At 44.6% G+C, this 11,468-nt stretch carries 11 protein-coding genes and 1 tRNA gene; 6 read left to right on the top strand and 6 right to left on the bottom strand.

Annotated features, from left to right (window positions below; translation table 11 throughout):
• Positions 1-140: 140 nt before the first annotated feature.
• Together IZU99_10030 and IZU99_10025 are read right to left on the bottom strand one after the other, a co-directional pair.
• Positions 141-1,040 (bottom strand): GNAT family N-acetyltransferase, encoded by a 900-nt coding sequence (locus IZU99_10030; GenBank protein ID UOO37569.1) that lies wholly within the window; start codon positions 1,038-1,040, stop codon positions 141-143.
• Positions 1,013-1,591, bottom strand: a complete 579-nt coding sequence (locus IZU99_10025; protein UOO37568.1) for a uracil-DNA glycosylase — start codon at positions 1,589-1,591, stop codon at positions 1,013-1,015. Before IZU99_10025 ends, IZU99_10030 begins: the two co-directional genes overlap by 28 nt.
• Positions 1,592-1,751: 160 nt before the next feature.
• On the opposite strand from IZU99_10025, the gene IZU99_10020 reads away from it, so the two are divergent.
• Positions 1,752-1,841: transfer RNA gene (locus IZU99_10020), tRNA-Ser, on the top strand.
• A 147-nt stretch (positions 1,842-1,988) separates the two neighbouring features.
• On the opposite strand, the gene IZU99_10015 is transcribed toward IZU99_10020, so the two are convergent.
• From IZU99_10015 to IZU99_10005, 3 genes are all read right to left on the bottom strand, one after another.
• The gene (locus IZU99_10015) at positions 1,989-2,870 is read right to left on the bottom strand and encodes an SIR2 family protein (protein ID UOO37567.1); all 882 of its coding nucleotides are present in this window, start codon (positions 2,868-2,870) and stop codon (positions 1,989-1,991) included.
• Complete coding sequence (locus IZU99_10010) at positions 2,867-3,865, bottom strand: ParA family protein (protein ID UOO37566.1); 999 nt, start codon at positions 3,863-3,865, stop codon at positions 2,867-2,869. Before IZU99_10010 ends, IZU99_10015 begins: the two co-directional genes overlap by 4 nt.
• A gap of 738 nt (positions 3,866-4,603) precedes the next feature.
• Positions 4,604-5,065 carry a DUF1273 family protein gene (locus IZU99_10005; protein ID UOO37565.1) on the bottom strand — a complete coding sequence of 154 codons (462 nt, stop codon included), beginning with the start codon at positions 5,063-5,065 and terminating at the stop codon, positions 4,604-4,606.
• A gap of 102 nt (positions 5,066-5,167) precedes the next feature.
• Here IZU99_10005 and IZU99_10000 point away from each other — a divergent pair, with 102 nt between their 5' ends.
• The 3 genes from IZU99_10000 (at position 5,168) to IZU99_09990 (ending at position 8,433) form a co-directional block, all read left to right on the top strand.
• The gene (locus tag IZU99_10000) at positions 5,168-5,368 is read left to right on the top strand and encodes a helix-turn-helix transcriptional regulator (GenBank protein ID UOO37564.1); all 201 of its coding nucleotides are present in this window, start codon (positions 5,168-5,170) and stop codon (positions 5,366-5,368) included.
• A gap of 234 nt (positions 5,369-5,602) precedes the next feature.
• Positions 5,603-6,679: a copper amine oxidase N-terminal domain-containing protein gene (locus tag IZU99_09995; protein UOO37563.1), complete on the top strand. Its 1,077-nt coding sequence runs from the start codon at positions 5,603-5,605 to the stop codon at positions 6,677-6,679.
• A gap of 299 nt (positions 6,680-6,978) precedes the next feature.
• Positions 6,979-8,433 (top strand): B12-binding domain-containing radical SAM protein, encoded by a 1,455-nt coding sequence (locus IZU99_09990; protein UOO37562.1) that lies wholly within the window; start codon positions 6,979-6,981, stop codon positions 8,431-8,433.
• Between the two features lie 94 nt (positions 8,434-8,527).
• Here IZU99_09990 and IZU99_09985 read toward each other — a convergent pair whose 3' ends face one another.
• Positions 8,528-9,799, bottom strand: coding sequence for a hypothetical protein (locus tag IZU99_09985; GenBank protein ID UOO38812.1), 1,272 nt, complete (start codon positions 9,797-9,799; stop codon positions 8,528-8,530).
• Positions 9,800-10,338: 539 nt separating this feature from the next.
• Between IZU99_09985 and IZU99_09980 the strand changes: the two genes are divergently transcribed.
• Complete coding sequence (locus tag IZU99_09980; protein UOO37561.1) at positions 10,339-10,920, top strand: hypothetical protein; 582 nt, start codon at positions 10,339-10,341, stop codon at positions 10,918-10,920.
• A gap of 178 nt (positions 10,921-11,098) precedes the next feature.
• Positions 11,099-11,434 (top strand): hypothetical protein, encoded by a 336-nt coding sequence (locus IZU99_09975; protein UOO37560.1) that lies wholly within the window; start codon positions 11,099-11,101, stop codon positions 11,432-11,434.
• Positions 11,435-11,468: the final 34 nt, after the last annotated feature.

The raw sequence follows: 11,468 nt of genomic DNA, 5'->3' as shown, positions 1-11,468 counted from the left end.
AGGTTATGAGGATAATAAAATGAAAAAAGATAAAAGCGGCATTGGCAACCCTACGCTATCTATATTACCAGCCAGTTGTTAACAATTCTACATTTAATTGTTTCGAAACTATGAATTTTTGAATAAAGTTTTCATGAAGATCAGTCAAACGCCGGGCCGTACCAGCACACGGCGTCTGAACAGTGTTCCAAACCGCGAAGCGGGCGCAGCATGCCGAAGCGACGATAATTGGCAGCGTCACCCGTCGTCGTGCGGAGACGGTAGACGGGTGCCGGGAAGTACTCGCCGAGCGCGGCGACGGCAGCTTTTTTAAGCGCCGCGTCAGCCAATAAAAGCTCTTTGATGATAAGCGTGCCCGCCTCGCGCTCACAGATGGCACAGCCGACAGCCGTGCCGTTGCGCCGGATTTCAAAAAGACCGCCGCCCGCTGTGCGGCAGAGGTGCTCTTGATAGGAGAGCGCGTGCGTGTCCATGTCGATATAGACGCCGCCGGATAAGAGGGCTGCCCGGCGCTGTCGGTATGATAGCGGCGAAACGGGCACGGCGGCAACACCCGGCGTGGGAGGCGTGAGGGCGGCCGATTCAAACGCCTCCTCGTAAACGCCGAAAAATTCAACGAAATCGCTTTTTCGGGCGTAATAGTCAAACAGGCCGTCTGTAGCCGGTTTCAGTACAACCGCGTCATAGCCGAGCGCCAGCGCCTGTTTTTCAGCAGCTGTTGTCACAGAAGCGCCGTAGCCTCGGCCTCTCTGAGCCGGGTGCGTGGCGACGGCGTAAATCATCGCGCAGGCAAAGCGCTGGCCATCCGGCAGGACAAGGCTTCCAACGGGCAGAAGGTATGACGCGGCAACAATCCCAGTCCCGCCGTCAATCACAACGGTGTGGTCCGGGCTAAAGAAGATTTTAAAAAAATCCTCAACGTCCTGCGCGCTGTCGTCAAAAACAAGGCGCCAGAGCTCTTTCAGAGCGGGGACGTCTTTTAAAGAGGCAAGACGCGGCGTTGCCTGCGCCGTCATGACAGCGTATACGTGCCGGGGCACGTCTCTTTGATCGCCTGCTCGAGCGTCTTGAGATCGACAAATGTCTCCGGCCGCCGCCGCGGGTCACGCAGCAGCGCCGCCGGGTGATAAAGCGCCATGAAACGCGTGCCGTTTTTGTCAAACCATTTCCCGTGGTCGCGTGAAATTTTAAAATCCTCGCCGATCAGGCGATAGGCCGCAATGCGCCCCAGACAGACAACGATTTTCGGCGTGAGCAGCGCAAATTGCGCGCGCAGGTAATCCATGCACGCGTCCTGCTCCGTGTTCAAGGGGTCGCGGTTTTTCGGCGGGCGGCATTTAACGATGTTGGCGATATAGATGTTCTTGTGCCGGTCAAGATTGATGATTTTCAGCATGTCGTCCAAGAGCTGGCCCGCCCGCCCGACGAAGGGCTCCCCCTTTAAATCCTCCTGCTCGCCCGGCCCCTCGCCAACGAACAAAACGTCGGCCTCGCGGCTGCCGACGCCGAAAACAACGTTCGTCCGTGTCTCGTACAGCGCGCATTTTTTGCAGGTCTGGCAGGCTTTTTCAAGTTCTTCCCACGATGGCATGAGCTTGTCCCTCCGCTTTTTTGTCTGTTTTCAAAGTATACCGTGTTTCGCCTGAAAAGTCCATGCCGGGCGGTATTATGTTCTTGACTAATGCGCGCATATCTACTATAATAACTAAGCCTGACAGCACCCGCTGCCGGGAATTTACTCAATAATGTATGGAGAAGTCGCCTAGTCCGGTCGAGGGCGCACGATTGGAAATCGTGTAGGCGTCAAAAGCGTCTCGAGGGTTCGAATCCCTCCTTCTCCGCTGAAAAGAAGACTCTGGATTTGTTAGTCCAGAGTCTTTTTTAACGCTTTTTAACATGTACCATAAGTCGAATCTTAACAATACTTTAACCCGCAATCATTTATTATGTTATTTTCTCATTTGGCATCGTAAAACAACATTGGTTGATTACCAAGATGTGATGCTAGCAATCACAGCACGCTCATTTTCAACTTTGTCTTTAAGATCCTTTAAACCCGATAATAAAAGGGCATGATCTCCAGTTGCATTATTATAAGTAATTATTTCGAGATTTCTATTGTTTCTTAAGCTATTAGAAATTTGATTAGCGAAGTTATCTTCGGATGTTATAAAAAAGTGAGGTCTACATTTTGGAAATGAGAAATTATAGTTTTCTAATACCAATTGTATGTCGGGATCTGCAATTCCACAGCCAATAAAAATAAAAGTGTGAGTTAACATTAAGGCATCTAAAATACGATAAAAAGTTTCAAATTGATATCGTGCCCTTGCATATTGTTGGTGAGTAAAAATAATTCTTTCTGCACTGTCAACAGTGCCATGTGCCTTAATAATTAAGAAATCCTGCGATCGCAGATATTTAGCCACATCATCATCATAAAAGGTCTTTGGTACAATAGTTCCATGTGACTCCATGCTAGCATATTGTTCGTAGATTTTATCGATATTAGGAGTAATAACAATTTTTGAATCTAAAGAAAAAATAACCTCATGAATTTCATGATGTCGATAACCAGGTCTTCGATATTCATCTGCCGCGAGCTCTCCGAATACACGTTCACCTATATGGTCAACAATCAATTCACAAGAAGTTAAATAGTCTTCTCTGGCAATTAACGATATTATTAAGTCTTTATCAGTTCCAAGGAGATGACCTTTACTACTAACAATATCGGTTAGAAATTTTGCCCAAGTTGCAGGATGCTTTCCAGTATCGTTTATAGAATTAGCAGAAACACCTGAACCCAAATATAATACACACTTCCGTTTTGCTATATCCTGTATTAATTCCACTGGCCAGTTAATCATTTTAAGGCCTCCATGTTTTGCAACACGCGCTGAGTAATACCACCCATCATTTCATTATAATCGCTAACTTTCTGATAATGAGCACCAAGAACACCATCAGCATTCGTTAATAAGAATACAGGCTTATGAGCAGTTTGAGACATTGGTATTAGACTATAAAAGTTGGGTATAGACCCCAAGTTGTAATTTTCGAATTCTATATCACCGTTTATCGGCGCTATTACATATCTTTTAATTTCATCGGGGATTGTACTTAAAATCTTTTCATAGGAACGTACAGCCACTTTTTTTCCCCCGCTACTTTTTGAAATGTACTGCTGCTCAACGTATCCCAAAAACTTTATATTACATTTATCCTTTAATCCCTCAAATAGAGCTTTATCTTTTGGGTTTACATCAGATAGCGTTTCATTATATAAATCTCTCCATGTAGATATTGATTCCCCTATATTTTTTAATGCAAGCACGCTAAAAATATCGGAAGACATAGGTGTTATAAAATAGTCACAAGCCAGTAAAACAGCACGATTGATAGCGCCTAATGAAGGTCCCATATCGAAAAAAACATAATCATATTCTTGACACAAGGTTAAAAAATGAACAAAGAGCATATTTGTACGTATTCCACGTATTTCCTTAGCTCGCAATTCTGACCAATCCTTTGATAGAAAATCTTCATGAGCGGCTAATTCAGGGTTACCTGCGATAAGATCAAAACCAAATAGATCTGACTTAGTTGCTTTTATCTGTTTGGCATAACCCAACCCGTTTTTAAGTGGTGGGATAAGATCAGCTATAGTAAAATTATTTTGTTCAAAATAAACGTCATAGTAGTCATCATCATCTAAAACATAGGATGTTGAATTGCATTGTGGATCAGCATCAACTACTAATACTTTCTTCCCACATTTGGTTTGCAAATAACTTGCAAGGTTGCATAGAAAAGTGGTCTTGCCAACACCACCTTTGTTATTAAATATTGCAGTTGATATCAATGTGTTCAACTCCTCATTTTATGACGAAATATTTTGGCAGTACACAGCACCCTTTGTGTGGCCGTGCTTAAACATAACTCATTCTCATTAAGAATAATACTTTTTACTGTGTTTGGCAATTGTTGGACTGAAAAATAAAGACTCTGATATAAATCAGAGCCGATATTTATTTATTATATAAACTTATGACTATCATTTTTGCACTGAATATCATCCACCTGTTTCTTATAGGATTCGCATTTCTCACCGTTAATAACTTCAATCGGTGTCAGATGGGGATACTCTTTGCATACTGCTGTTTTCGTGTCTGGGTAGACATATATGCAATCTTTGCATACAAACTTAGGTTGCTTAACAGTTCCATCTCGCCTTCATGCATGATAAAGCGTTCATCTCTAATGGTGCCTCCTGGTCAACTTATTCACCTGAATACTATATAAACTTATGATCTGGCCGATCAACGGCACTAGATGCATAACGCATCATTCAACTTGATAGCGGCGTCGCGCTAGAGGTCTTCGTCTATATGACTATATAGGTCCATTGTAGTGCCTATTGTCGTGTGTCCTAGGCGTTCACTAGCCACTTTCATAGGGTACTCCAGCGTTTAGTATCAGGCTGGCGTTTGTGTGACTTAAATCGTGTAATCTTACGGTATTGACAATACTTGTCCGTCTGCTCAAACACATAAGAGGGTGATAGCCGTTTGGTTTCACCCTCTTTTTGCCGTTGTTATGACTAAATCTCAATGACACGAATATCGCGTTCCAGCATGGCTGCCTCCCGCATGGCAAATACCGTGTTGCCTTTATCCCGGCCATCGTATACGGCTATTACCCGTTGGCATAGGGAAACCATTTCACGACTGCACTTCATATAACAAGAAGGACTGTATTTTTCGCTGTGGATGCAGATCGTTTTGCATTTAAGCAGCAACCGGCGAAACAGCTTGTCAGTTGTCTTCATCCGGTTACGGTATGGGAGGGCGGCTTCCAATGTCAGCGCAGGATTATCTTCCATCAAGTCCGCTACAATGGATGCGAAAAGCAGGTCAACACCTTCGTAAAAACCCGATATGAAATGCGTATAACCGTCCGCTATTGCCTGTAATATTTCGTGGTGAAGCGCTTGTTTGACATAATCAATTTTTTCTACTGCTATCTCCCTGTGACCCGTAACACAGCAAGTTTTTTCATCCATAATATCTTCCCCCATTATACATATCATTGTGCCCAATATTGGGAATAACACATGTGCCCATTATATAGGCATACTAGAAATATGTAAAGGGAGGGTTGAGAAATGATTTCATATGCGCCATTGTGGAAAACAATGAAGGAAATAGGAGTCACGCCATACGCACTGCGATATAAGTATAATGTTGGCGGGGGAACCATACAGCGCTTGAAGAAAAACGAAACGGTGTCTACAAACACACTGGATATACTGTGCAAAGTTTTAAACTGCCCTTTGCATCAAGTTGCCGAATTCGTTCCTGACTAATAGGCCGCGAATGATCATCCCGCCTTCTTCGCCAAAATACTAAGGCTTGCAGGGTTTAACTGCAAGCCTTTTGCTGTGTCATTTTGGGGGGCGAAGAAGACAGCTTTAATGCCTTTTAACGTAAGTTAATAATTAGTCTGAGGATTAATTATTAACTTATTTGACAATTCTTGAGAACATGTCTATCATGAGATGAGTAGTATCGTATTTTTTAATGGTTGTGGAGGATGTGTGATGAAATTAAAAAAAGTATTCGTTGTTCTCTTTACCATATTCATTTGTATTATTGTCTCGAACTGCATGCATGCGGCAAAAAATATTTCAGTGGTCGTAGACAATAACCTTGTTGTATTTGACACACCGCCTTACATTGTAAATGGCCAGGTACTTGTGCCGCTAAGAGCCATTGCCGAAGCGGCAGACATGAAGGTTGATTATGACGAGAATACTCGTACCGCAACAATAACGAAGACAGAAAAATTGATGAAAATTCCACTGGATTCTACGAATCGATATGTTGACGGTAAAACACACATAGTGACGCTGACACTTAATAGCGACACGGCTACCGTTGATGGTTCAACAATTCAACTTGACGTTCCCGCTAGGGCAGTCAGGGGCAGTGTGATGGTGCCGTTGCGATTCATTTTTGAAGCAATGGACATGGACGTGATTTGGAGCTCTATCGGAGCAGGCGTTTTAGATGGGAACGCTGGATTTTTAATCAGCACGCGTTTGCGAGGGAGTGCTCCGCTCGCTGGCGAGAGTCTTTTCCCAACCGTTTCACCGGAAATAATTTCAGTTATAGACAGCAAAGGCAACACCGTTTCCCTTGGCATGGATGTGACTGAAATGCAGCAAAACTTAGGTGAACCCGCATTTGTTTGGGGGCGCGGCGTACCGTCTCCGCAATCACGTTATGAATATGGCGAAAATATTTCAAGCACAGCGGATATCGGAAATGCTTATGCCGAAATTGGGTGCAGCTTGGGGAAAGTAACGGTCATCCAGCTTGGACCGGGCAGCGGAGGCAACCTGAAAACAGGCACAGGGGTCGCTGTTGGAGACCCCGCGTCAAGTATCGCGAAGGCTTATGATGGAAGCGAAAGTTATTTACAGAAGCATGACGCAAACGGACACATTATACTGGCTTACGTCGGCAACACCCTAAAATATGCGGTGAGTATCAGCGGTGCCGTCCAATCCGACTATTCCGATAGCGACATTACACATGCAATAGACTTCATCATAAAGGATGATAAAATCGAAGCCATAGCTATCACCGATATCGTCTCTGCTCGTGAACTTTAGTCTGGTGATTAATTACATTAACCTTACACTGGATATACTGTGCAAAGTTTTAAACTGCCCTTTGCATCAAGTTGCCGAATTCGTTCCTGACTAAACGGCCGCGAATGATCATCCCGCCTACTCCAACACAACACAAAGGCTTGCAGTGTTTAACTGCAAGCCTTTTGCTATGGCTTTTTAAGGAGACCACTTTGTCACAAAAAAACGTTTGTGAGAAAATTTAGTATGTCTATATACAAAATTCCATAATTGCTTTACAATGGCTAATATGTATTTTTTAGCACGAAAGTGGTGTTATCGTGAAAATACGACTGATTGAACCCGGTAATCTGCCGTACAGAAAATCATTCAAGAATCTGTATCTTTATGATAAATACATACGAACACCGTCAAACGGTCTTTTGACGCTGACAACAATTGTGAAGCAATATGTGAGCGACACGTTAATGTACAGTGAGTCCATATCCGAAATTATCTGGAAAGATGTTCTTGACGCGGATATTATTTTTATCAGCATCTTCACGTTCAACGCCGTCAGGGGGTACGAGCTGGCTGACGAAATTCGGAAAAAAAGCCGTGCGCTCATTGTTTTTGGCGGCCTGCACGCAACGCTCAATTATTCGGAGGCATGCCGACACGGCGATTATGTTCTGCTCGGCGAGGGCGATGCGTCAATCATTCAGTTTATTCAGGCAGTGCAAGCGAACAAACCGATCGATTTTCCGGGCGTTGCGTATTATCGCGATGAGCAGCTGATACATACCGGCAGCCCGAAGATACCGGAACAAATTGAGACCATTCCGAACAGGTTTTTACTGTACAATTTCAAAAAGATGGCCGGCCACAATACGATTTGGCCGCAGGTGCACGCGTCACGCGGGTGCCCGCACCAATGCGATTATTGTGCGCTTGTCGCCGCGTTTGGCAGGAAGCTGCGGCATCGCGCGCCGGAAACAATTATTGAAGATATCCGGCAGGCAATCCGATTTTTTGAAAACGGATACCACAGATTGACGAAAATTCTCTGGCTGACGGATGACAATTTCTTTGCAGATAGGGGCTGGGCCATCCGCGTTTTGAACGCCTTGATCGACAGTAAAATCAGCTATAACTTTACAATACAGGCCCGATATGAAGTCGGCCTCGACGATGAAATGCTGGAACTGCTCAAACGCGCCGGGTTTGTTGAGCTTGCGGTTGGCATTGAATTTATTGAGGACGAGGCCTTTGAAATCTATCACAAAAAAAGCACGAGAGACGACATCAGGCGTTCTATTAAAAACATTCAGGCGCACGGCCTGCGCGTGCGCGGCCTGTTCATCGTCGGTGCTGAAAATCATACGAAGGGGATAGGCCGGCGTTTGGCGGATTTCGTCATTGAAAATAAGCTCTGCGGCGTTCTCATACAGTCTATGTACTTTATTCCGGGCACGCCTGTATATGAAACGTATCAGGCGCGTTTGTTGGATTTGGATTGGTCAAGGTGTGTTGGAAAAGTCGTTCATTACCCCAAAAATATCTCGCCGTATGATCTGCAGAAAGAAATCATTCTTGCAAGCAGGAGAATCTATTCGATCAAGCGGCTTTTTGAGGCGATAACAACAATGAGAGGAAACGAGCGGCTGCTGTTTATCGGCGAGTACTTTTGGCAGAAAAACGTCAGAAAAAATTTATTGAGAGACCTGCCGTATTTAAAAAAGATCTCGGAAAATGCGCTTCCCGGCGCTTGCCCCGCAGGCGTTGGCGGTGGTTAAGAGCAAGCTTTTCCTGTATTCGTGAATGAAGACACCCCCGCCGCCATCTATGCTGGCGGACAGAGGGTGTCTTTTTAAGCTGTTTTAGATAAGACTATTCGGCGGAGACGCTGCCCTGGTAAAAATTAAGCTGTCCGTTTAAGAATTCCATAACGCGCTCCCACGCTTTTTTTGTCGCTTCGAACATATTGTAATGCTCCACAACATGCGATGAAAAATCATCAAGCTCTTGACGCAGGCTCATAAAATCGCACGTCGGAAAATAACGAGACACTTTTGGCAAAACGCGGTCAAGGTTCTTTTTCATGAGCGCAATGTCCCGCTCGTAGGTATCTCTGCCCGTTATATACATCAATAATGGCTTATACCGAATCCAGCCGACGCAGGCTTTATAAAACCGCTCGTCTGTTTCACGGTTTCCGGAAAAAATCGGCTTGAGTTTTTTAGGCAAAATACCACAGAGCAGGTGAGGGTATGACAAAAATCCGTCGTGGAACATATAGCATGGGACCTTTAAGACTTTTACATCGGATAGACAAGTACTCAGGAACGTGTCTTCTCCCCGTGCGCCCGGCGGGTTAAAAAACGGGAAAAGCTGTTTCTCGGTATTCAGCTTGAAAAACAAATTTGATCCCGAAATGAATTTCGCCCCATTAATTTCCGGAACTTCTACCGCCTCCCGGCTGCTGAGAAGACTTTTCTTGGCATATGTAATACCGCCGTTTTGCATTTTTTCTTTGATAGAGTTCCAACTGATGATATCGTTGCTAATCGTTTCGATAAACATCCTGAAATCATCCTCGGTTAAGACGTCATTAAAAGTAATCTGTGGAATCGGAGAAACGTAACCACAGTGATAGCCATATGTTATATCGGCATTTTCAATCGCCTTTAGGTGGGCCGCCAGCACCTGCTGACCTTGCCAGACCAAACCGTCTGGCGTTTTTGCAGCGGCAATCGGATATTCATCGTCATCAATAAACAATAGATAATCCATGCCGTTTTTGACGGCAAAGTACAAAATGGCGTTCCTTTTCTTGGCGTAACCGTCACCGAAAAGCAGCTGCGCCTCATATCTGCTGACGACGCCGCTGCTGACGAGCATTGCCGTTTCCTTTTTTATTTCAGTGTCTCCGATATAATAAGGATAATTGAGCATATCGGTTATTCTCGGGTCATGAATTCTGTAATCCTCGGGCTTTGTGTTTTTATACTTCAGATCATAGGCCACAAAAAGATTCAGTTTGATATTTTCACTTTCAGTCAAGCCGGACTCGCACCAGCTTTCCGCATACGTTCTGGCGATATGTCTGAAGTTCTTCCTCCCGGCGGCAAAACCAATTCCGATATTCATGGAATTATCTATCGTAATCACCTCTTTAATAAGTCGTATCCGAACAATATATTTAGAAAATCGCTCAGCCATTTACATCGCAGAGCACAGATAATCTAAATATATCTATTATTTACATAAATCACCATCAATCATAAAAATAAAATAGATGAGAAGCAATAAATAAGCTTCCCACCCAAGAAGCGGCATCTTGAAAACGGCTCGCGCCGCCCAACCGAAAACCATTTTATTCAGTTTTATTATTCAAATTATATCAAATGAAGCATTTCCTGTCAAACAAACGCACAAAATTCGGCTGTCATCACAAAGTAATTCTCTTTTATTTGTAAGGGGTTACAGAAAATTATTACATAATATGTATATTGTATTACAAATGTATGAAGCGCAGATGGTGTTTTCAAATGGAAGCCGGTCAAGGAGTGGGATACTAAAGAGGAAGCGGGGTAGACCAAAAAAATACACAAAAATTTGTTTTTTTGATAATTATGGGTATTATTGACGGCACTTTTATCGATAAATATGTAAAGTCCATTTATGTGAGGAGGCCCACCATGATCAATACGGTCGGCGCGTCTGCCTTATCGGCATACAAAACGGATTATGACAAGACAGCCGCGACAAAACAGCCGAAGAAAGATATCGTGCCTGACGAGGCGTATCATCTGAGCCTCAGCACAGAAAGTCTTGAGGCAAGCGCTGTCACATCGGGCTCGGCAGAAATCGAGGACATCAGGCAGCAAGCCGATATGACGACGGCAGCCTTGCGCGACCTCGTTGAAAAACTGATCTCCCGCCAGTCCGGTGACACGTCGGCGATTTCGCTGTCAACAAAGTTTTTCGCCGCATCAGGAACCGAAACAATGTCTCAGGCAGAAGCACAAGAGGCTGTCGGTGACGGCGGGGACTGGGGCGTCGAGGCTGTCAGCGACAGAATTGTCAATTTTGCCAAGGCCGTATCCGGCGGCGACACAAGCAAGCTGGAGACGCTCCGGGAAGCGATCGATAAGGGGTTTGCTAACGCTAAAAAAACGCTTGGCGGCAGCCTGCCGGATATTAGCAGCCAGACGTACGACGCCGTGATGCAGAAGCTTGACGACTGGGCCAGCACCACAGAAACGACCGTATCAAATTGAAGCGAAATACATGACGAAAAGGCGGCATCTATTAGGATGACGCCTTTTTTGTTTTCGGTCGACGCATGACGACACGGGCATTGACAGTTGATTGGAAATCATCTAATATTAATTTAAATTGGTTTAGAGCAAAAAGCTTTGCTCGGAATCACTAGATTGAAAGATGGAGATGGATGAAATGACGACTGTATCAATTAACCCGGGTATTTGCAGCTTGATGACAAAAGTAGAAGCAGTTGCCTCGGAGAATAAGAAGACAGTCACACTAACCGTGGAATCCGCCTGCGACGCCGTCAATAAAATGATGGCAGAGGTCGGCAGCACGTTCAAGGCCTATGACATTTGCCTTGTCAGGCCTGGCGTCGGCCCCTTCTATGACTATGCTTCAAAGAAATTTCCGGTTCACGTCTCCTGCCCCGTCATTGCGGGCATTATCAAATGCGCCGAGGTCGAATGCCGCCTGGCGCTGCCGAGAGACGCAGAAATCCGATTTGAAAAGAAAGAAAATACATAATTCATATTTCATGATGTATATGGGCTCCCGGTTT

The sequence above is a fragment of the Oscillospiraceae bacterium CM genome (assembly GCA_022870705.1).
Classification (GTDB): Bacteria; Bacillota; Clostridia; order Oscillospirales; family Oscillospiraceae; genus Sporobacter.
The sequence above is the reverse complement of the archived record's forward strand: the minus strand, read 5'-3'. Positions and strand labels throughout refer to the sequence as shown.

Bases quoted from the DNA above. Each gene is read 5' to 3' on its own strand.
- IZU99_10025 (UOO37568.1), bottom strand. From the start codon at position 1,591: ATGCCATCGTGGGAAGAACTTGAAAAAGCCTGCCAGACCTGCAAAAAA.
- IZU99_10015 (UOO37567.1), bottom strand. From the start codon at position 2,870: ATGATTAACTGGCCAGTGGAATTAATACAGGATATAGCAAAACGGAAG.
- IZU99_10005 (UOO37565.1), bottom strand. From the start codon at position 5,065: ATGGATGAAAAAACTTGCTGTGTTACGGGTCACAGGGAGATAGCAGTA.
- IZU99_10000 (UOO37564.1), top strand. From the start codon at position 5,168: ATGATTTCATATGCGCCATTGTGGAAAACAATGAAGGAAATAGGAGTC.
- IZU99_09995 (UOO37563.1), top strand. From the start codon at position 5,603: ATGAAATTAAAAAAAGTATTCGTTGTTCTCTTTACCATATTCATTTGT.
- IZU99_09980 (UOO37561.1), top strand. From the start codon at position 10,339: ATGATCAATACGGTCGGCGCGTCTGCCTTATCGGCATACAAAACGGAT.
- IZU99_09975 (UOO37560.1), top strand. From the start codon at position 11,099: ATGACGACTGTATCAATTAACCCGGGTATTTGCAGCTTGATGACAAAA.